Annotated in this window: 28 protein-coding genes; 5 read left to right on the top strand and 23 right to left on the bottom strand. The window is 40.5% G+C overall.

All coding sequences use genetic code 11. The features are described from left to right. Positions 1–4 precede the first annotated feature (4 nt). From NBG71_RS08405 to NBG71_RS08465, 13 genes are all read right to left on the bottom strand, one after another. Positions 5–1219 carry a phage major capsid protein gene (locus tag NBG71_RS08405; protein WP_250916757.1) on the bottom strand — a complete coding sequence of 405 codons (1215 nt, stop codon included), beginning with the start codon at positions 1217–1219 and terminating at the stop codon, positions 5–7. Between the two features lie 11 nt (positions 1220–1230). Beyond that, a complete protein-coding gene (locus NBG71_RS08410; protein ID WP_250916758.1) occupies positions 1231–2082 on the bottom strand; it encodes a head maturation protease, ClpP-related in 852 nt (283 codons plus the stop codon). A 5-nt stretch (positions 2083–2087) separates the two neighbouring features. Continuing rightward, a complete protein-coding gene (locus tag NBG71_RS08415; RefSeq protein WP_109850110.1) occupies positions 2088–3410 on the bottom strand; it encodes a phage portal protein in 1323 nt (440 codons plus the stop codon). Further along, positions 3411–5153 carry a terminase large subunit gene (locus NBG71_RS08420; RefSeq protein ID WP_250916759.1) on the bottom strand — a complete coding sequence of 581 codons (1743 nt, stop codon included), beginning with the start codon at positions 5151–5153 and terminating at the stop codon, positions 3411–3413. Then, the gene (locus NBG71_RS08425) at positions 5107–5574 is read right to left on the bottom strand and encodes a phage terminase small subunit P27 family (protein WP_036937618.1); all 468 of its coding nucleotides are present in this window, start codon (positions 5572–5574) and stop codon (positions 5107–5109) included. The genes NBG71_RS08420 and NBG71_RS08425 overlap by 47 nt, the downstream gene beginning before the upstream one ends. Positions 5575–5698: 124 nt before the next feature. After that, the gene (locus NBG71_RS08430) at positions 5699–5911 is read right to left on the bottom strand and encodes a hypothetical protein (protein WP_006537823.1); all 213 of its coding nucleotides are present in this window, start codon (positions 5909–5911) and stop codon (positions 5699–5701) included. Between the two features lie 2 nt (positions 5912–5913). Then, positions 5914–6252: an HNH endonuclease gene (locus NBG71_RS08435; protein WP_250916760.1), complete on the bottom strand. Its 339-nt coding sequence runs from the start codon at positions 6250–6252 to the stop codon at positions 5914–5916. Next, positions 6249–6656, bottom strand: coding sequence for a hypothetical protein (locus tag NBG71_RS08440; protein ID WP_121910092.1), 408 nt, complete (start codon positions 6654–6656; stop codon positions 6249–6251). Before NBG71_RS08440 ends, NBG71_RS08435 begins: the two co-directional genes overlap by 4 nt. Positions 6657–6736: 80 nt before the next feature. Beyond that, the gene (locus NBG71_RS08445) at positions 6737–7249 is read right to left on the bottom strand and encodes a KilA-N domain-containing protein (RefSeq protein WP_196538820.1); all 513 of its coding nucleotides are present in this window, start codon (positions 7247–7249) and stop codon (positions 6737–6739) included. A gap of 698 nt (positions 7250–7947) precedes the next feature. After that, complete coding sequence (locus NBG71_RS08450; RefSeq protein WP_250916761.1) at positions 7948–8409, bottom strand: lysis protein; 462 nt, start codon at positions 8407–8409, stop codon at positions 7948–7950. A 2-nt stretch (positions 8410–8411) separates the two neighbouring features. Then, positions 8412–8570, bottom strand: coding sequence for a hypothetical protein (locus tag NBG71_RS08455; protein ID WP_250916762.1), 159 nt, complete (start codon positions 8568–8570; stop codon positions 8412–8414). Then, positions 8552–9022, bottom strand: coding sequence for a lysozyme (locus tag NBG71_RS08460; protein WP_250916763.1), 471 nt, complete (start codon positions 9020–9022; stop codon positions 8552–8554). Before NBG71_RS08460 ends, NBG71_RS08455 begins: the two co-directional genes overlap by 19 nt. Beyond that, complete coding sequence (locus NBG71_RS08465; protein WP_046334538.1) at positions 9022–9291, bottom strand: phage holin family protein; 270 nt, start codon at positions 9289–9291, stop codon at positions 9022–9024. Before NBG71_RS08465 ends, NBG71_RS08460 begins: the two co-directional genes overlap by 1 nt. A gap of 139 nt (positions 9292–9430) precedes the next feature. On the opposite strand from NBG71_RS08465, the gene NBG71_RS08470 reads away from it, so the two are divergent. Further along, positions 9431–9667: a hypothetical protein gene (locus NBG71_RS08470; protein ID WP_250916764.1), complete on the top strand. Its 237-nt coding sequence runs from the start codon at positions 9431–9433 to the stop codon at positions 9665–9667. Here the strand turns inward: NBG71_RS08470 and NBG71_RS08475 are convergent. The 10 genes from NBG71_RS08475 to NBG71_RS08520 all read right to left on the bottom strand — a co-directional run bounded on the left by NBG71_RS08475 (position 9642) and on the right by NBG71_RS08520 (position 15979). Next, positions 9642–9863 (bottom strand): hypothetical protein, encoded by a 222-nt coding sequence (locus NBG71_RS08475; RefSeq protein ID WP_115370356.1) that lies wholly within the window; start codon positions 9861–9863, stop codon positions 9642–9644. The two genes, NBG71_RS08470 and NBG71_RS08475, sit on opposite strands and share 26 nt — an antisense overlap. 18 nt (positions 9864–9881) lie before the next feature. Further along, complete coding sequence (locus NBG71_RS08480) at positions 9882–10298, bottom strand: hypothetical protein (protein ID WP_250916765.1); 417 nt, start codon at positions 10296–10298, stop codon at positions 9882–9884. Between the two features lie 779 nt (positions 10299–11077). Then, the gene (locus tag NBG71_RS08485; RefSeq protein WP_196730050.1) at positions 11078–11758 is read right to left on the bottom strand and encodes a bacteriophage antitermination protein Q; all 681 of its coding nucleotides are present in this window, start codon (positions 11756–11758) and stop codon (positions 11078–11080) included. A 27-nt stretch (positions 11759–11785) separates the two neighbouring features. Further along, a complete protein-coding gene (locus NBG71_RS08490; protein WP_250916766.1) occupies positions 11786–12811 on the bottom strand; it encodes a DUF968 domain-containing protein in 1026 nt (341 codons plus the stop codon). After that, the gene (locus tag NBG71_RS08495; RefSeq protein WP_004247134.1) at positions 12811–13518 is read right to left on the bottom strand and encodes a phage regulatory protein/antirepressor Ant; all 708 of its coding nucleotides are present in this window, start codon (positions 13516–13518) and stop codon (positions 12811–12813) included. Before NBG71_RS08495 ends, NBG71_RS08490 begins: the two co-directional genes overlap by 1 nt. Before the next feature lie 171 nt (positions 13519–13689). Continuing rightward, positions 13690–14742: a helix-turn-helix domain-containing protein gene (locus tag NBG71_RS08500; RefSeq protein ID WP_250916767.1), complete on the bottom strand. Its 1053-nt coding sequence runs from the start codon at positions 14740–14742 to the stop codon at positions 13690–13692. Continuing rightward, on the bottom strand, positions 14739–14930 hold the full coding sequence (locus tag NBG71_RS08505) for a DUF4222 domain-containing protein (protein WP_250916768.1): 192 nt from the start codon (positions 14928–14930) through the stop codon (positions 14739–14741). The genes NBG71_RS08500 and NBG71_RS08505 overlap by 4 nt, the downstream gene beginning before the upstream one ends. Then, positions 14920–15129, bottom strand: a complete 210-nt coding sequence (locus NBG71_RS08510) for a hypothetical protein (RefSeq protein ID WP_250916769.1) — start codon at positions 15127–15129, stop codon at positions 14920–14922. Before NBG71_RS08510 ends, NBG71_RS08505 begins: the two co-directional genes overlap by 11 nt. An 88-nt stretch (positions 15130–15217) precedes the next feature. Further along, a complete protein-coding gene (locus NBG71_RS08515; protein ID WP_250916770.1) occupies positions 15218–15676 on the bottom strand; it encodes a YmfL family putative regulatory protein in 459 nt (152 codons plus the stop codon). An 81-nt stretch (positions 15677–15757) separates the two neighbouring features. Then, positions 15758–15979: a transcriptional regulator gene (locus NBG71_RS08520; RefSeq protein WP_063108339.1), complete on the bottom strand. Its 222-nt coding sequence runs from the start codon at positions 15977–15979 to the stop codon at positions 15758–15760. Positions 15980–16107: 128 nt separating this feature from the next. On the opposite strand from NBG71_RS08520, the gene NBG71_RS08525 reads away from it, so the two are divergent. The 4 genes from NBG71_RS08525 (at position 16108) to NBG71_RS08540 (ending at position 18566) form a co-directional block, all read left to right on the top strand. Continuing rightward, a complete protein-coding gene (locus NBG71_RS08525; RefSeq protein ID WP_099075719.1) occupies positions 16108–16575 on the top strand; it encodes a hypothetical protein in 468 nt (155 codons plus the stop codon). Between the two features lie 208 nt (positions 16576–16783). Beyond that, positions 16784–17125, top strand: coding sequence for a hypothetical protein (locus tag NBG71_RS08530; protein ID WP_211823670.1), 342 nt, complete (start codon positions 16784–16786; stop codon positions 17123–17125). A 173-nt stretch (positions 17126–17298) separates the two neighbouring features. Continuing rightward, a complete protein-coding gene (locus tag NBG71_RS08535) occupies positions 17299–17673 on the top strand; it encodes a YfdP family phage-associated protein (protein ID WP_099075721.1) in 375 nt (124 codons plus the stop codon). A 65-nt stretch (positions 17674–17738) separates the two neighbouring features. Beyond that, positions 17739–18566 carry a YfdQ family protein gene (locus NBG71_RS08540; protein ID WP_250916771.1) on the top strand — a complete coding sequence of 276 codons (828 nt, stop codon included), beginning with the start codon at positions 17739–17741 and terminating at the stop codon, positions 18564–18566. Positions 18567–18761: the final 195 nt, after the last annotated feature.

An 18761-nucleotide genomic window follows, 5' to 3' on the forward strand; every position in this document is an offset into this window, starting at 1 on the left:
TACATTAATCACTTGACGTTGCTACCGTAAAATCACCGTAAACAAAGGCTTCTGGGCGTTTGATCGCCAAAGCAAGACGCTCTTCACAACGGATAGAGATCATGTTTTTCTCAAAATCATCGGCGTTTTCCGTTGAAATCACCACATTCGTTTCTTCGCGATCAAAGAGCTGTGCACCCGCATTAAATGCCCCTGTTAAGAATTTCCCTTTAAACGCGGGGGTTTCTGTTGCCACAACTGGTAATCCCCATAAAGTCGGCCCTGTTAATGCGGAAGGATTAGCCAAAATATAGCGCCCCAAAGCGTCTTTGGTTAGTTCAATTTTCGCCCAGTCAATAAAGTGTAAAACGTGACCAGAAGCAGGGAAACGCGCCAATTGAGCTTGAAGCATGGCAAGCCGTAAATCATCGATACCGTTTTGTTTTTCAACCGTAAAGGAGGCTTTATATTGAGTGGCTTGTGGGATAATGCCGTGCAAATGAGCCCCAGAGCCATCACCAAATAAAATTTCTTGCTCTTCAACAAACTTCAATCCATAACGCATTTCCGCATCAATCAACGACTGCAACTGCGCAAAATCATCTAAGATTTGTTTAGACGCTTTAAACATATGAGCAATCGTCGTCACTGGCGTGATTTTGGTCGCAAAGGCAATGTCACTATACGGCTTAGTGGTATTTTCAGGCGCAACCGCCGCCTTGTTGGTAAACCCCGTTTGCTGAACCCAGAAAATGGCGGGAGATTGCGTTTTACCTGATGCAATTAAGTCACGAATAAAAAGTCGTTGTTTCGGTGCAACATCGATACCCGACAAACGTTGTGGTTCAACCACGCCTTCGGCAACGCCCGTAGATGTTAATGCTGCTTGAACAGGAATTGAAACACGTTTGCCCCCTTGAATGCTGGAATTGATCTCTTTTAATACTTCAGCCGAAATCACTTGTTGACCAACACTTTTTACAACCTGCACCGCATTATTGAGTGGCATTTGCGCAACATGTTGTTCTAAATCCCCTAATGCGGCTTTCAGTGTTTTTTCAGATTCGCGTAGCGCATTTAGCTCGGTTGCCATTTTGTCTACGGCATGTTTCGTTTCTTCATTTAATCCACCCACTTTCTGCGCTTCTTTTAACGCTTCTTCAGCTTTGGCATTAAAATGTTGATTGGCTTCTTCAATTTTTGCCGATAGGTTTTTTAATAATTCATTTGTCTCTGACATAGTCACTCCAATTACTTAACGCAGGCAAAGGCGGTCACCGCCTCCTCCAATTTTGACAGGATTTCAGGATTAATATCGCAGGTAGCGCTTGGCATACCATTAGATTGGGAAGTAGCGCTCGGCGTACTTCGGGTTAATGCACTAATTAGTTTTCGTCGTTCAGCACGAGGTGTGTTGGTTTTGGCAAGTAGCGCATCCAGTTTTCGGATCGCGGCTTGGGGGCTTTCATCACCTTCGTCAATCACATCGGCAGAAAGTAGGCTGTCCGCAAATCCCTTTTCTATCGCTTCACTCGCACTGATATATGTTTCGTTATCCATCATCTGACTCACCACGTCACTCGATAGCCCACTGCGTGCAACATAGATATCGGTCATCGAGGCATCAAAAGGGGCGAGATCATGAGCAAGTTTTGCAAAGTCGTGACGATTTCCTACCCCCATTGCCCAACAGTTATGGATCATCAAAAAGGCACCGCGCCCCATTTTTATTTCATCCCCTGCCATCGCAATAATGGACGCAGCGGAAGCGGCAATGCCCAAAATATTGACCGTTACCTTGCCACTGTGGGCACGAAGCAAGTTATAAATTGCCAACCCTTCAAACATATCGCCCCCTGGACTATTGAGGTTAACGACAATATCTTGCTCACCAATGGCACGAAGCGCGGCAGAAATCCGTTTAGCGGTGACACCTTCACCCCAATAATCTTCTCCAACGACGTCCAATATCGAAATCGAGTTATCCGCACTGGATGCCCGAATACGGCTATTCCATTTATCCAGTGCTTTGGGTTTCAGCTCATAGCGAATCGATGCGCAGGGGCGATCCTCCAGCGCGACTGGCAACTGATTTTTTTTCATAACGATTACTCCTCGGGACGAGGTGGATTGGATTGAGATGGGGTTACAGGTTCACCTTCAGGAAATAACCAGTTAGTGATCTGTGCTTTGAGCTTTTCAGCTTCATTGTTCGTGATATCTTTTCCGAGCTGATCCAGTGGCGTTAAATTAAGCTGAACCGTATAAATATCGCCCCCTTCAATAGGCGGTAAATTCTCTAACCGTCGAACATCATTTCGGCTCATCCAGCCATTTTGTAACGCTGTTGTGTAATAAGCTGAACGTCCTGCACTGTCTGCACGTAATAAGCCCTCAACAGAAAATTCCGCATAATAATCTTCATCACTGTCGAGTAAACAACGATTAATTTCTTGCTCAATATTGACCAATAAGGGACGTAGTGTATTAGTCAAAAACTGCATATTCATCCCTTCCACACTGGATGCCCAACTACTTTGCTTATCGGCATGCCCCACCATAAAAGGTGGAACGCGAAACCAACGGCAAATTTCCTCAATGCTAAATCCGCGACTTTGTAATAATTGCGCAGTTTCAGGGTTCATGGTGACATTTTGATAAGACAAATCCGCTTCGAGGATCATCACCTTTCCAGCATTTTTTGAGCCGGTAAACGTCATTAAATGCTTTCTTAGGCGTTCTCGTTGATCGGCTTTCAAAGCATTCTTTGACGTTAATAATCCACTGGTTTGTAACCCATTTTCAAACACTTTTCCGGCTGCTTCATCCGTCGATAACGCGGTACCAATCACATCACGCCCAATCTGGATCGGTATCATTCCGCACACACCGTCCATACCAAACCCTCGAATATGCATCATATTTTTAACGGGAATAACCCGTTTATTCGATTTAGGCGTGGTATAGGTATATTCCAACTGCCCATTTTCCAATCGTTTCACCGTCATGTTTTGAGGTAATAACGGTTGAAGTGAAACCAACTTTTTCCCGATATAACATTTTTCAATAAACGCATTTCCTCTTAAACATAAGCTGGCAACAACCATCAACATAAAGCGAGAAGGCGTCATTTCTGCATTGGGTTTTCGACATAAGACGGTGTAAGCGGGATGATGTTTCGCCAGTTCGCGCGAGCCATCCGCCTTCGTTTGATAGATTTTCAATGGCAATGTCGAAATAGATTCACTGAGTAACCGAACGCAAGACCATACCGCAGACAGCTGTAATGCATTATCTGCGGTGACCACCTTGCCACTGCTACTCTTTCCAATCCATTCTTCCCAAAAGGCGCCATCAGTTAAACTAATGGGTATCCCCATCCAATTGAGGATCGCCGATTTTATTCGGCTCTTTTTTTTCATGTTACGCATTTAGATCCCCACAATAATTGGGTTATCAAAGAAACCATCAATATCCCCTTCATCCTCGAATTCCCCTTCAGAGACCCCAATCGCCATTGCTGATGCCACCACACCATCAATTCGACCGGTGCTTTTTTTCTTGGCAAAGACGCGGTTATCTTTTTGGTCAGCCTCAAGCACAGCGGATGCAGCATTCCATCTCAAACAAGGATTGGCGTGGATCTCAATCTTATTGTCATCAATGAGCTGTTCAAACAGTTCGATAGAGTGTGGCATCCATAGCCCAGAATCTTTGGCTTTGTAAAATCCTTGGCCATGTTGGATTAAGGGAACCGTCACCCCCACCTCATCCAGTTTGGGTACAAGGTATTTAATGCGATAAGGGTCAAAGGCAATGGCTCTCATGTTGACGTACATCGCCATCTCAGCAATGCGTTCTGCCACAAATTCATACCTCACCGCATTCCCTAGAGTGGTATGCATAAAACCTTGCCTTACCCATAAGTCGTAAGGCACTCGGTCGGTTTTCGCTCTATCCAATAAGGTGTCTTTGGGTGTCCAAAATTCAACATAAAGACGTTTAAGGCGAGGAAAATACAAGGCTAATGCGGTTAAATCTTTGGTTCCCGATAAGTCCAGTCCGCCATAACACTCTTCACCTTGAAGATCATCGAAGGTGAACGGGTTTTCACACTGCATCCATGTTTCACTGTTAATCCACGGATTATCGGCATCCACCCACTGACAAAAATTAAGACGACGAACAATGCTTTCTTTCGCGGGCATACCTCGAGCTTGTGTCACTTGTTCACGTAAGTAGCGTTCAGAAAAGGTGTAGCCCAATGACGGATTGGCTTTCCCCCAGCAAGACTCATCCTTAAAGGGATCATCGTCTTCATCCAGTGAGCAAATATAGGAAAAGAAGCTGTCGTCTTCGATAGTACCTTCGGCGACTTTTCGACCGTATTCATGGTAGTCATAACACACACTGGTTTTATCATGGCCACTGTTGGTGATCATAAATACCAAGGCTTGCCGCCGACCTTTTGTACCCGCTCGCATCATCTCGACGGCGGTATTATTTTTGTGCTCATGAATTTCATCAATCAGCGCACAATGGGGACGAGGCCCTGATTGCCCATCATCTGAGCTAATCGGGCGAAAGAATGAACTCGTTTTCAAATAAGCCAAGTTCCACTCTTTACCTGTTCCGCCTGATTTGGTGATCCGCTGACTTAATGCAGGAGATTGATCAACCATCGCCACCGCATCACGAAACAAAATCATGGCTTGGTCTTTTTTCGTGGCTGCCGCATACACTTCGGCACGCGGTTCACTGTCGGCGACTAAACAATACAGCCCAACGCCACCCGCCATCGGTGATTTTCCTGAGCCTTTGCCTGATTCAACGTACACCATGCGAAACCGGCGTGTGCCGTCTGTCATTTTCCAGCCAAAAATGGAGCCAATCACAAAGCATTGCCAAGGTAATAAAATAAACGGTTTTCCTTCATGCTCCCCGCCATTGAGCTTTAAGACTTTCGCGAAAAAATCGATCACTCTTTTGACGGCCTCGACATCCCAGACTAATCCTCGTTGCTCGGCTTCGTTTAAATCTTTAAGATGACGCGCACATGCATGACGAATATCAGGCCCCGCTAAGATTTTGCCTTGATGCACGTCTTGCGCGTATTGTGTTGCCGGATCAACCGAAATATTGGTTGAGCGGATCTTCCTCTTCTTCTCCACCATCCATCTTCACCTTCGAGCGAGCGGCGGGGGTTAAACCAAACTCGACTAAATAACTTTTAAAAAGACCGTCTTTTTTGTCCAACATGGCAACCGCTGGATTCGCTTTAATTAAAAAATCCCCTAATTGGGTTTTTGTGGTGTATGTCTTACCTTCAATGGCAATGGTGTCTCGCAATTGAAGAATATCGGCGTAGATATCACACAGCCGTTCTAATGCCAGCGTGTCAGCCACGGTTAAAACGCCCATCCCATCGAGTATTAAGGTTAATTTTGCCCACGCCATTTTCCCCCAATCCGTTAAATGCTCGGGTGGGCTTGGAATTTCACGTTTGGGTTGGGGTTCTTTATCGTTGAGTTTTCGTTTTCCCGGATTACCGGTGACCACCTTCAAGTGGGTCGGTTTCGGGCGTCTTCCTGCCATCGGAACCTCCCAGAAAAAAACTTTTCATTTCGCGGTTGTGCACACAAATGAGGGCGCTAGGTAATCAGGGCGAAAGTGTTTGAACTTTTACCCCGCCCCCACCCGTTGTTATTTCAATTTAGAGTTATTTCAAATGGATATCGGGTGCATTCATGATCATGTCATTAGTGCATGTCAGTGTGACTGTGATATCAACTTGTTTACATAATCCATCAGCGGGTGGAAGAACAACTAACTTTTGATTACTTAACAACTCACCATCAACACTTAATGCATGACCAACGAAGCGACCACCACGAAATAGCTTGGATAATTTCACTTGTTTTTGATTACACATCGTTATTTATTCCAATGAGAGTTCGGATCGAGTGGAATGCCATCCGCATTACAGCCAATGACTTTGCCACTCTTTTCGATACGTTGTTTGGTTGAGTTATGATGCAGTTCACATAGGCTTTGAAAATTCTTTGTATCCCAGAATAAGGCTTGGGCTTTTGCGATACGTTCTTTATTGCCTGATTCAAGCGCCTCTTTAAGGCGATGTGGAGTAATGTGGTCAACCACTGTGGCCGCAGTAATGCGTCCTTGCTCTTGGCACATGACACAGAGCGGATGTTCATTAAGAAACGCTAATCTCACTTTAGCCCATCGACCACCATAGACATTGCGTTTTTTCATGTTTTGTTTCTGACGACATCAGTTTCTATTGATGATTGCTTATTGCAGGTAATAATTCCTTTGAATATAGCGTCACTAGACGTACTAAAACCTAAAGAATTATCACTACTAATAACATAATGTTCATAATCAGCCTTATCCGCCCATTGATTATGAGTGGTTGCTAGTGTGATGATAGTTTGATTTATCTCATGTATTTTTTTTAGCAATTTAGCTGGCTTATCAATACTATTTAAATCGATAATTTTTGTGTTTCTTGGATCTGTATAAGGAAATTGCCCTGAATGACAAATTGCTATGAATTCTTTATATAGGTTGCTTCTCTCTTCAATTAGCTGCGATATTTCTTTTTGCAAGTAAACACAATGACCTATTGCCTCATAATTAATCTGTTTGTTTGACATAATAAACTCCAATAAAAAGCCATTAGGGCCTATTCATCGTTAGATATTAATTAAATCAGCATCCTCAATTTTAAGGATCGCTATTCAATACCAGGAATATAGATTTGAGCTTCTTTAAGAATTCGTTCCCTCGCTGTTAGTAGTAACTGCTTTCTACCACCAACTCCCCAGTTAGCCATCGTTCTTGCACAGTTACTTATATTTTTAGTTTCGGTATTAATGACATGATCTAGCTTGTTCAACTTAGACATGACATCTAATCCCTTCCTCGTAGCCTCTTTAAACGTGTTGTAGACAAGGATTTCAAATTCTGGCTTTAACCAAGCTGCATATCTAATAACGACTAACTCTAAAGCCCAAGTTCCCTGGTTGAGTCCACCTTTAATCACTTTAACCGATGCACTTTTTGTTGCATCGCTTAAAGCTTGAACAAATCGCCTTACTTGACGACTTTTCAAAAATGCACCAGGCCTTTGTGATTCCGTTGCTTTACCATCCGCAACAGCGGCCGCATGAAGATCATTTAAATTATATCTACCTTCACTATCAACACGGACAGACACACCATTAATACTTACTCTTGGATATTGCATAACGTATTACCTTCATTTGAAATGAACCCTCGTTCACATAGAAAATCAGCCCGTCGAAGCTCGCCAGCTATAACTGACTTTCTCGAAGGCTCATATCAAAGTGATTGGATTCGACGTTTTTGAATTGCTCTGTGAATGAGCGATGAAATGCGTATAAAAAAAGCCACCAGCGGTTAACTGATGGCTATCCATATACGTCACTAAATAAATGACGTTTGTAGAATTAAATATATTGATGTCTCTCCATCGTCACGCCCCTTCTTCTACCTACAGCTGACGTTGCTGATAATGACCCAAAAATAACAAAACGGTGGTATTCGTTGTTTTTGACTTCTCTTACACACTCAATGTGAGGAGAACATGTCATTGTTAATGTATGAGAACAGCGACAACGCAACGCATTAAAACGTCATTGCAAGATGATTATTTTCTAAAAAATAGCGTTGATTATTAACAGATTGGATATTTAGATATTGGTAATCTATTATTTTCACACATACTAGTGAAAGCCCTGTGGGAGCCCAAACTCACAGGGTTATTTTTATCTTGCGTTTTTTATTTAGGTAAGAAATAGGTTAATCAGAATTATCAATCTGGTATATATACTTACTTAAGCTATACTAATTAAAATCAACCTCGCTATACTCTTACTGATTGGTGTTTAGTTAGTTTGCCCATGCACCCATGCTGGGCTTTTTTTAGTTCACACACTCCACTCTAATATAATCCTGCAACCCTTTAATCACCTGCTCTGACTCTGCAATTCGCTCTCTGAGTAACCAATAATTTCGGATAGCGGTGTCAGTAGGTCGGGCGGTGGTTGCATAAGCCAAGCTGGTGGAGGGAGTGGTTTTGCTTTTGGGGCACTCGGCTTTGATATACACCCGCTCAGGATGACGCTCACTAATATCACGCAAGTGGCTAATTTCATTCTTGGCATTCGCTAACTCCTGCATATATTGAATATCCAACTGATTTAATCGCATTATGCGCGCTTGATAATCAGTATTAATAGACTTCTGTTCTTCGAGAGCCACGGCCAGTTTTTTGTTGGTATCTGTCAGTGAATTAATCCTATTAGCTTGCCAGTTAATCACCCAGTAACTACCCACAATAATACCTACCAACGCAATGATGGCATAGAGTTTCCCGTATTTCATGATTAGTACCGATGATGTGAGAGTGCAATCTGACAGCGTTTTTCTAAACTCACTTGGTCTTTAGTACATGAGTTATCAATCGAGAGATAAATACCACCAGCGACTGTAATGAGTAATGCAAGAATAAAGCCGATAATGACGATTAAAGGTTTCCATGACATAGTGCTGACTCCGCCTCTCGACGACTGACAAGTCCTCGCCAAACCTTTCCTCCTGCATAAACCCAACGTTTCATTTCTTCACAGGCACCCGCTCTATCACCAGTATTTAGTTTCTTGAGTAATGTTGAGCGAGCAAATGCGGTGGCACCCACATTAAAAGCAAAGGAATATAAAGCGGCTTTAGTGTAGTCATCGAGTGGTACTTTGATTAATGCATCGACTTGCTGTTGTATTTTAATAAAATCGTTTTGTAATAACGCATCACATTCTTGTTGTGTGTATCTCTTACCTTGAATAATGTCTTTGCCTGTATGCCCATAACAAACCGTTAGAACGCCTGCCACATCACGATAAGGTTCATAACGCACACCCTCAAAATGGGCGATGACAACTAACGCGATTGCTGTTGCTCCCGCTGTTGTTAGCGCAGCTATTTTCTGTTTGAGAGACATTAAATATCCTTTGGCGCTTTCACCATTAATTCAGCAAGTCTTTTTAACGTTTCGGTCGGGTTTTGTGGGTCAACATGACGAACAAGCTCTTCAAATAATTGAGTGCGCTTTCGTTGTTCTCGACGAGTCATAAAATAAGTAGCTAAACCAAGAACCATGCTAAACGCCATCCCGATAACAAATCCCCATTCATATAACGAAAGACTGGCAAAAAAGGCCGTTAGACCTGCGGTTCCATAAGTTACATTGGTTAATTTTTCCATACGCATAGTCACCCCCAGAGGAGTGTCCGTTGATGATTAGTGTGAGAAAGTTAAAAGTGAAAATTTAAGACTTAATTTAAATTAATAATTCAGCCCAATGTAATTAACCGAAGGAATGGCTGATTAACTCCGGAGGGAAATACTTATGCAATACGAGTTTGAAAAATACACAGGTATCACACTTATTCCTGAAAACATGGCCTATGCCACCCCTGCATTGTTCGCCATTCTTGCTGCATTGATCACTGGAGATGACGAAGAAAAGCAAAACAAACTTTATGAGCTAATCGATAAAGCGATAAAAATGAACGAGGGGAATCCCAGCGAAACTCAAATAGCCATTGCAGGGCAATTTGCTAAAATGGCGATATCCGGCAAATAGTAGAGCCATTAACTTTTTTTATTTCAATGAGATTATTAGAAATAGCCATTAATGTGGCATTATTAATAGTCTCTAATTCACAGCTCGTTAATTGCATGCTAGCGAGCTGTTTTTGTAACTCAGCAATTTGCTTGCCTTGCTGAGTAACTTGTCGCATTAAGGTGCTCATTGTCATTTTTAATTGTTCATCACACATCATTCTCTCCTTATTCGCTTATTTGGATAAATTAAGTGCCTTTAATAAACCTTCAGGCAACTGCTCTTCAAGTGAGGCATTAGAAACAATCACAAGACCATACATAGATATCCATGTATTCGTTTGTTGTAAGTGTCCTTGAATAAATTGCTTCGCTTTCTCTAACAAATAAATACAACTCTCTTGTGTGTTTTTACGCCAATAGGATTCAATCGCCACCAGCAATGGATCACCTGCATCACTAATTTTTTGCAAGCCGATTCGATATTGCTTTTTCCCTTCAGAAGATGTCGTGCAAATTAATTGTGTGAGTTGTTGGGTGTCACCATCAATCGTATGAATATTTGCCGTTAAAATGGTTGAGATATTCATTTCACTATCTGTTTCTGAGGCATAGTGAAGACTAAACTGTAATTCGTTTATCTCTTTTGACATAACATTTACCGATTTATTTTAGTTAATAAGGTGCCGACTCACAGCTCTTGTGTGAAGTGATTAATGTGTGATTGATACTGTGGTCGGCATATACGAAAAAAGACCGCCTAAGCGATCTTCTGAATGTGAACTATCCGGTAATTCCGGATGGTTGAACTTGTAAGGATTACTTACAGGTTCGTATCTATAAATAGAAAAAGGCCACGCAATGATCCGCTCTTAAGCAATTATCAATTGCTTAATTAATAACCTCTTTTATATATTTGCCGGTCTGTTTGCACCTTCTGACTAGCTTTAATACTATTTAGCGTACTATCAGCATAGGGGTCATCTTTAGGTTTTTCCTTGCTAAAATCCTGTCCAGAAGATGCGCAAGCAGAAAGCATTACCGCAAAAACTAATATAAATAGCCTCATGTTATACCTCATAATCATATTTATGTTAGGTTTTAGACCTGTCGAAGCCTGTAAGTTCAGATTAGTAACTAAACTAAGTCTAAACGTTAACAAAATTAGAAGCATCATTGAGGCATACGCTGAGAGTGTATGCGTTCAGGTTCCCCATGGCGTGTGTACTTCTATCCTAATAAGTGCGGTAGCCCATGTGAGTTAGCCGATCAGCCTCGACATTCTCCACAATGAGAACCCCATTCGCTTTAATGCCACCGAGTGAAAGTCGGAAGCTGGCAAATAGAGTTTTCATTGCAGATAACAAAAAACCCCGCAGATGCGAGGTGATAAACAATTTTGGCAACATACCAAATTAGACTTAAATATGGCCTATTTTGTTGATTTTTGCAAGTTGTCGTGATTATTTTTATTAATCTGCTCGATTCTAACTCGCCTCATGGAAAGTAATGCTGATTTATCTAATTCATAACACACTTGAAGTAGATAATCCCAATATGCTTGATAGTTTTTACTCCAATTATCACGCTTAACACCAACTAAGCGAGCTAGGTCTGTTTGTGAATAATTACGGCCAGCGAAAGTCTGAACCGATAACCAGACTAATGATCTTAGTCGTTCTTTAACCTTTTTAGTTATCTTTTTGCCTTTATGCTGCTTTTCAAATTCAGACCATATATGAATACTGATATTAACTTGATGCTCAAATTTCAAGCTATATCCATAACAATACATTATCCATGAGTGTTGTTCTTCACTTAATGCATTGATAGCCCTACGCCATGAGCTTAATAAAAAATCCACCGGATCTATCATCGGCTTTGGAGTTCGACGACAACGAGTTTCTAATACATAGATTGGATCAGTATCACGACAAACAAAACGACCGTTTAATTTTAAATCTCGTATTCTAACTCTCGGTGTTGTTCTTGTGTCTGTTAACCCAAAATCTTCAAATGCTTCTAACTGACCTTTTGTTGAAACTCTTAAGTTTGATGTAGCTATCGATGCCATATCACTTAAATATTCCAAGTCATGCGCATAAATTGGCATATTTCCTCCACTCGTGCCGTACACACGTTAAATAAATGCACCGATGCCTAACGAACGGTTTAAAAAATGAAATAACAATTCGAGTTGATTGCCGTGAGTTGCTTCCCATTGTTTGGGATCACGATGTAACTCATCATGATGAATACGACATAATGGAATAGTGAATAAGTCATGAGCCTTAGTGCCCATCCCTCCCATACCATGACCTATGATGTGGTGTGGATCATCAGCCTGTTGCCCACACACGCAACATGGTTGAGTCTTTACCCATTGGAGCCAGTTGGTATTTTCCCAACGTTGCATTTTAGGTTTTAGGAGAAATGATACTGGTGGCTCCGGATCGACAGCAACTTTAATAACGGGTTTTATCGCATCTAACCGTTCATTCATTGCGGATAGTGCAGTTACGTTGCTTGGGATAATATCGGCTTCTGGGAAACCACCGTGAACTCTGCGTTCTTCTTGTTTATCTGACCAGTTTAAAATCTGACGCAATATCGCTTCGGGTAATTCATCAACCAAGTTATGCATAACCGCGAATGAGAAAAAATCAGGTATTGTCAGCTGGTGGCCACTATCTAATCTCAAACGACTACGAATAGTGTCTACCATCCAAGCAATACGATTTTTATGAGCCAACTCAGCAACCCACTCAGCTGATGAATGGCGAATATGATTATCATGGTACCAACAAGTCCGTATCACACCGTCTTTATGCCATGTGGTTGTTAATTCATGATGATGATAACTGTCATGCTTATCGTTAATCTGACAACAATGGATATTTCTGCCTATCCACATATTCATCGATGACAATCCTCCCATAGCTTGGAGAACTTTTTTATTATTCAAAAAATCAACAATGCCCTTGTTATCCAATAATGGCTGTTCATTTCCTGTTAATGCCCCAGAAGGCCATTTATCTAAACTTTTTGGTACATCGCTAATAATCACGCGCGAATGTGGTTTAAATTGCTTAAGCAACTCCGCTCCAGGCTTCAATAAAACAACGCCAAGGTCAGACTGAATATAGGGCGTTAAGAGTAGTTTCATTAAATCTCATCCTCAACTTTATATTCAGCCCATAACCCTGCAATCCACTTCACACCTTTAGTAGTAAACCTTGATTGTGCAAAAGCGTGGTTATTTTTTTGGTTCGTTCCCGTTTTTATCTCAAAGCGACCAAGATCGACATGAGTTTGATAAGGCGTAAACGTATTATTCAAGCGATACATAATTTTCTTATCAATTAAAAAACAACGAAAATCGGTTTCTTTCGCCTGCAGTAATTTACACACTTGTCGAAATGTCATAGAACCATGGGATAAAACATAATTATCAACAAACTGAGCCTTAGGTGTCGCAATCGCCAGTTCACTTTCCAATTTTTGTTTTTCTTCTGCTAAGTCTGCTGCTAATCGCAATGCTTCTGGTAATGTTTGAGGAATGACTGGCTGCATTTTTGATTCTAATTCCTGCCAGCGATCAACTATTTTTGCTGTGAACTGAGGTGACAATCGAGCTACCAACACCAGAGAGTCTCTTTTATTAAAACGATATTCAGTATATTGATTGCCGTTATGTTCAAAAGGGAACTCAGCCAATGGCTGGGTTAAAATTTGAGCAACAAAAAGCCTATCGGCAGAACGCTTAACATCGGAATGATTACTTCCCGTTAAACTGGCAATCTCTCGACTCGACATAGTTAATTCACGATTCATTATGGGTAATACTGAAACTTCCATTATTTTTTGCATCATGCTATTTCTCTCCACGTTTTACTCGTGACCGTACATCACGTGATTAAATGGGCAGATTATTCTCTCCTTCACAATATCCATTAACATCAACTCAGGCATAAGTACCCCATAACCCAATCAATAATGTCACTACAAACCAAAAACCAACGAACAAAATGTATTTAGTTAGCATTACTGAGTCTCCTGTAACATTTCTATCGCTTGCTTCCAAATGCTGTTCCATGCTTGGCGACCTGAAAACTCACTCATACGACGAATGCCTGTTTTACCTGCTAGCTCAAGTGCAATTTCTTCAATGCGGTTTTTAGGTTTAGACCGAGAGCCAATCAAGCGGGAAAAGGCACTATCACGTTCAACGGTGTCAACTTGAACCTTTAGCTCATCCTTTGGCTTTTGACTACGAACGAATAGTTCATCAAAGTGTTTACGTAACTTACGAGGACTTAAAATGTTTTGGTACCAGAATGAGTCTTTGTTGGCCCAATCGAACAAGGCACAAATTTGCTCATGGGTACGCCCATCGATTTGACGCATCAAACGAATATCGTTCGCCCAGTCATACCAAGTAGGCTCTAGCGCAGATGGATTTAGTTTTTTAACACGACCAAACATCCATTTCGCCGTTTTTAAATCACCTTCATCGCCCCATTTTTGGAAGTTAGCGCTGTAAATCACTGCTTCAGGATAACGAGTTAAAAAATCATTTTTCGGCTGGTCGCTGGATTCGCCAGAATTCTGCGACAAAGAATGATTTATTGATGGATCATATTTTGAAGTTACTGATGGATCACCCTCAGGAGCTGACGGGTCAAAAACGACCTTTTTACTGGATTTTGATGGAACAGAATTTGATGCAACAAATTTTGATGGGTCAGATTCTGATGCATCAGATTTTGACACGTCAGATTTTGTTGGTTGAGAAAGCCCTTTCTTTGCCGCTTGGTATAGCTTCACTACATTTAACTGATAAATATTGCTTGCATTACGATTCCCTTTTCTACGCTTTTCACTGGTTAACCACCCCTCTTTTTCCAGCTGTTTTATTGCTGTGCGTACTGTACTTTCTCCCGCACCGATTTGGCGAGCAATAGTCAGAATAGAAGGCCAACAAATGCCTTCATCATTAGAAAAATCAGCTAATCTGGCCATGATAGCGACTGATGTGAGTTTTAAACCTGCATGGGCGCAACCATCCCAAACATAACTAGATAATTTAACACTCATATGAGACCTCCCTTAACTCGGGTATATTTCTCTCTAAATTTTTTAACTGGCTCACATTGGGGATCATCACAACCATCGAGCATAAAAATAACGCGCTGTTTTTTTCGGTCATAACAAACAACATGAACAACGATCCCCCGATGATTTTTGTAGTAGCGATCAAGTTGGTTTGGGTTCTCATTGCTCATTGCCCCACTCTCCACTTGAAAAATAAAAATCAGCCCATGCCTTTTTAAGGGACTGTCTATCTACCAGATCTATTTTTTGTTGGTAGTTGTTTAGTTGTTCGTCAGAGGCTATGATTTCCACATAGCGAAATGACTGACGACCTGAGACAGGTAAACAACGAAATTGCTTTTTAGGTACTAAATGCGCTAATCTACTCATGCTAATTTCTCTTCACACAATTGAAATTTGCAAACCGAAGCCAGAGGCCGTACACCTTTGGCTTCACCCTTTCTGGATATAGCCATCTTTAATATCTCTTTTGATGTAACGAAACAAACGCATTCATAAATGTGTGGATCTGCGAAATTAATCCATCCAACATCATTTTTATTTTCTGCTCTTCTTCGTTATCAATAACGCCATCAGCCAAACTATTTTTCATCAGTAATGCTAAATGCCCTTGCATTTCGTCAACATTACTGCGTAATGTGAATAACTCGGTTGTGTCTAGTTCAGCTGGATTGACTCTATCCACCAACAAGCGATTTGATTCACGAGCAACAAACTCAGCAAACAAAACGGTTTTAGAAATATCTTGCATCGCTAACAACTCGTTTAAATCAAACGAACGACAACCGTTTTTCTCGTACAGTTTATTATTGAATGATGTTAAAGACAGACCAAGCGCACCAGCCATTGCTTCACGTCCACCAGCAGTTGCCTCACACATTGCTTTCACTACTTGTTTTATTGATTGACTATTCATTTCCTACCCTTATTTAAGATTTTTGTAGTTAACTGCTTTAAATAGTTTTGCTATTGTTTATTCAGTAAAAAACTATGGAAATCATTGTTGAGTTCCACGCAAATACGACCAATCAATATCAGGTCTAAGCTCTTCACACCGAACTACACCTAACGTCGCTTTCTCAATTTCAAGGCAACGTTCAGCAGGAATTTTGCGAACACCATTAGCCCATTGAGAAATAAGTGTCGTTGGAACTCCCAATTTTCTGGCTAGTTCTGTAGATTTTCCCCGTTTGTTACTTGTGTATGTTTTTAGTGTCATTTGATTTACCTTACATATTACCCACCTAAATAATAGCGTTTCGCTATCATTAGTCAATAGCGTTTCACTTCTTCTAATGGTTAGTGCATTGCTATCTAATGTAAAAAATAAATAAAATTGGCAATGATATGAAAACTATTGAAGAAATTAGACGTGAATGGCTTAATATGCTTATTGAGCAACATAAAACTATTGCTAACTTGAATATAGCTTTAGGAAGAGCAAAAACAGATGCGACCTTATCGCAAATAAGAAATAAGGCTATAGATAGCAAAAGTGGTAACCCCAGAAATATGGGCTCCCCTTTAGCTAGAGAGATCGAAGAAAAGCTTGGTTTAGAAATAGGTACGCTAGATCATACTCCATGTAAGACTGATAAATCTCATAGAAATAATAGCTTTCTAGAAGCTTATGATTCTGCTGATGACGCAATAAAGTCAATAATTGATTTTATTTTACATAAAGACACTTCCACGCCAATCCCTCAGTGGGTTGATACAGATGCTAAAGCTCATGCTGACTCGTTAGAACTAAAATCAAGAAAATGGTTTGCAAACAATAAAAGCAATAAAAATAAGATCAAAACCAGAGCTTAAACTTGCTTGGTCTGATGGAAAGCCATTATTTTTGCCTCTCAAAAAATCCCCAAAAAAATAAACACAAATTTATTAGCGTAATGCTATTGACCAAACATTAGCGTTACGCTATCTTATTGGTATCAACAATATTACCAATGCCTACTCAAATACAAAGTAAATGATTTTTTATGTGTGAAGAGAATCAATTGTGTGGAGGGAAATTAGCGTGAGTAATATTACTAATGAAAAACAAAACATCAAAATCTATGCCTTAGTCTTTCATAAGAACGCGCTAACTCTGTCAACCGACAATATCCATGAAGACTTTTGGTTAGAGCTACACGAAACCATCGGTTGGATTAAATTTGTAAAACATAGTGAAGAATCTGAGTTTGTTAAGAACGGAGCACTGTTTGTAGCCACTGAACTGCGTCCGGTATCTGATTCAGTCCCTTACCCAATAGTTGAAGCACAATGTGTTTTGTGGCGTCAGCGGGAAGCTCTTTTAAGTGCTGCAGATACCCTCTCCTTTCTTCTGGGTCAAAAACGAGGAACAATGACTGATTGAGTCTTTAACCATTAACGGGGGTGTGGTGATAATGTTCTGCTCAGTCAGCCATTTTTATCAAATCTAACAATAACTAAGGGTACTGGTATTGCTTGTGAAATGTCTTATCCGGGTTGTATCAACTCGCTAGTGCCCTTTCTTATTGTGTGAAGAGATAACATGAGGTTATAGAAATGAGCCAAGAAGATCGTAAGACAAATGTCCCTGACTTTCTTTCTGAATTAGATGCTGGCGTTTTTGAAAATAAAGTCTCTGCTGTTTTAAATGATGTGGCTTTAGGCGTTTTAAATAATGGTGGAAAAGGCAAAGTCACTATTGAATTAGATTTTGCTCGCATTAGTAATTCAATGGAAGAAAAACGAGTTGAAATAACTCATAAGCTTAAATTCTCTGCACCAACACCTAGAGGAAAACGGACTGAGGAAGATACCACCAAAACACCTATGTACGTGGGTAAAGGTGGCAAGTTGACCATTATGCAAGAAGATCAAGGTCAATTATTTTCTTTACAAGGTCAACCCGAAGGTAAATTAAAAGCCATTAATTAGTTTTCTTATTTTTAATTAAACCTGTCCATTTAATTTAGTACTTTTAAATAAGTAGGAGTTTACTCATGTCTCAATTAGACAGTAATGCTATTTCGCAAATTCAAGATATGACAGTGGCTTCATTAAGTCTCAATGCAATAGAGAAGTCATTATGCCCAGCGATTGTTCTTCCGAATGACTTTAAAGTAAGTAGTTTAGAAAATTTACAAGAAGGTCGTTTCCGCTTTCGCGGGGAAATGAAAACAACCAGTATCAGCGACTTTGTTAAATACTCAATCAAGAATGCAATTGATGAAGGTGTTAGCTGCTTTATTGATGCCGATGAAATGAGTGCCAAAACTATTTTTAATATCGGCACAATTGGCGAACCCGGTCATGCAGATAACACAGCTGCTGTTAAGTTAAAACAAACTGCCCCATTCGCAGCGCTATTAAAAATTGATGGTGTTAAACATCGTCAAAAAGAATTAGCCGAGTGGTTAGAAGATTGGCGTGATTATTTAATGGCGTTCGATGCTGACGGTAATGTTTTAGATATAAAACAAGCTATTTCTGCTGTTCGCCGTATCACTATTGAGTCAACACGTTCTGCTGAACATGAAGACGCGGATTTTAGTGCAAAACGCTCGGTATTAGAAAATGTTGAAGCCAGAAGCAAAGATGCAATGCCTACTACATTCCAATTTACCTGCACTCCGTATGATGAATTAAAAGAACGTAGCATCAAATTACGTTATAGCGTGCTTACTGGCGGTGATGTCCCTGTTTTAGTGCTCCGCATTGTTCAGCTTGAAAAACTTGAAGAACAAATCGCTCAAGAGTTCCGTAATCTGCTTTGTGATGAATTCGATGAAAGTGAAATCGAAACATTTATCGGCAAATTTTCAGCGTAATTAATCGCACAAATGCCACTAACTTGGTGGCATTTGTAAAATTGTGTGGAGAGAAAGTATGTTCTTTGAATGCATACCGATTTCGGTATATTGCAAACTTTTTGACGAAACAACTGATGCAATAAATAAACGGTTACAAAGACAATTCTGGCATGAAGGAGTTCAAGTTTTAAAAGTGGAAGGATCCAAGGAGCG

This window comes from Proteus sp. FZP2095 (genome assembly GCF_023701425.1).
GTDB classification, from domain to species: Bacteria; Pseudomonadota; Gammaproteobacteria; order Enterobacterales; family Enterobacteriaceae; genus Proteus; species Proteus cibarius.

Bases quoted from the DNA above. Each gene is read 5' to 3' on its own strand.
- NBG71_RS08405 (WP_250916757.1), bottom strand. From the start codon at position 1,219: ATGTCAGAGACAAATGAATTATTAAAAAACCTATCGGCAAAAATTGAA.
- NBG71_RS08410 (WP_250916758.1), bottom strand. From the start codon at position 2,082: ATGAAAAAAAATCAGTTGCCAGTCGCGCTGGAGGATCGCCCCTGCGCA.
- NBG71_RS08415 (WP_109850110.1), bottom strand. From the start codon at position 3,410: ATGCGTAACATGAAAAAAAAGAGCCGAATAAAATCGGCGATCCTCAAT.
- NBG71_RS08420 (WP_250916759.1), bottom strand. From the start codon at position 5,153: ATGGTGGAGAAGAAGAGGAAGATCCGCTCAACCAATATTTCGGTTGAT.
- NBG71_RS08425 (WP_036937618.1), bottom strand. From the start codon at position 5,574: ATGGCAGGAAGACGCCCGAAACCGACCCACTTGAAGGTGGTCACCGGT.
- NBG71_RS08430 (WP_006537823.1), bottom strand. From the start codon at position 5,911: ATGTGTAATCAAAAACAAGTGAAATTATCCAAGCTATTTCGTGGTGGT.
- NBG71_RS08435 (WP_250916760.1), bottom strand. From the start codon at position 6,252: ATGAAAAAACGCAATGTCTATGGTGGTCGATGGGCTAAAGTGAGATTA.
- NBG71_RS08440 (WP_121910092.1), bottom strand. From the start codon at position 6,656: ATGTCAAACAAACAGATTAATTATGAGGCAATAGGTCATTGTGTTTAC.
- NBG71_RS08445 (WP_196538820.1), bottom strand. From the start codon at position 7,249: ATGCAATATCCAAGAGTAAGTATTAATGGTGTGTCTGTCCGTGTTGAT.
- NBG71_RS08450 (WP_250916761.1), bottom strand. From the start codon at position 8,409: ATGAAATACGGGAAACTCTATGCCATCATTGCGTTGGTAGGTATTATT.
- NBG71_RS08455 (WP_250916762.1), bottom strand. From the start codon at position 8,570: ATGTCATGGAAACCTTTAATCGTCATTATCGGCTTTATTCTTGCATTA.
- NBG71_RS08460 (WP_250916763.1), bottom strand. From the start codon at position 9,022: ATGTCTCTCAAACAGAAAATAGCTGCGCTAACAACAGCGGGAGCAACA.
- NBG71_RS08465 (WP_046334538.1), bottom strand. From the start codon at position 9,291: ATGCGTATGGAAAAATTAACCAATGTAACTTATGGAACCGCAGGTCTA.
- NBG71_RS08470 (WP_250916764.1), top strand. From the start codon at position 9,431: ATGCAATACGAGTTTGAAAAATACACAGGTATCACACTTATTCCTGAA.
- NBG71_RS08475 (WP_115370356.1), bottom strand. From the start codon at position 9,863: ATGTGTGATGAACAATTAAAAATGACAATGAGCACCTTAATGCGACAA.
- NBG71_RS08480 (WP_250916765.1), bottom strand. From the start codon at position 10,298: ATGTCAAAAGAGATAAACGAATTACAGTTTAGTCTTCACTATGCCTCA.
- NBG71_RS08485 (WP_196730050.1), bottom strand. From the start codon at position 11,758: ATGCCAATTTATGCGCATGACTTGGAATATTTAAGTGATATGGCATCG.
- NBG71_RS08490 (WP_250916766.1), bottom strand. From the start codon at position 12,811: ATGAAACTACTCTTAACGCCCTATATTCAGTCTGACCTTGGCGTTGTT.
- NBG71_RS08495 (WP_004247134.1), bottom strand. From the start codon at position 13,518: ATGATGCAAAAAATAATGGAAGTTTCAGTATTACCCATAATGAATCGT.
- NBG71_RS08500 (WP_250916767.1), bottom strand. From the start codon at position 14,742: ATGAGTGTTAAATTATCTAGTTATGTTTGGGATGGTTGCGCCCATGCA.
- NBG71_RS08505 (WP_250916768.1), bottom strand. From the start codon at position 14,930: ATGAGCAATGAGAACCCAAACCAACTTGATCGCTACTACAAAAATCAT.
- NBG71_RS08510 (WP_250916769.1), bottom strand. From the start codon at position 15,129: ATGAGTAGATTAGCGCATTTAGTACCTAAAAAGCAATTTCGTTGTTTA.
- NBG71_RS08515 (WP_250916770.1), bottom strand. From the start codon at position 15,676: ATGAATAGTCAATCAATAAAACAAGTAGTGAAAGCAATGTGTGAGGCA.
- NBG71_RS08520 (WP_063108339.1), bottom strand. From the start codon at position 15,979: ATGACACTAAAAACATACACAAGTAACAAACGGGGAAAATCTACAGAA.
- NBG71_RS08525 (WP_099075719.1), top strand. From the start codon at position 16,108: ATGAAAACTATTGAAGAAATTAGACGTGAATGGCTTAATATGCTTATT.
- NBG71_RS08535 (WP_099075721.1), top strand. From the start codon at position 17,299: ATGAGCCAAGAAGATCGTAAGACAAATGTCCCTGACTTTCTTTCTGAA.
- NBG71_RS08540 (WP_250916771.1), top strand. From the start codon at position 17,739: ATGTCTCAATTAGACAGTAATGCTATTTCGCAAATTCAAGATATGACA.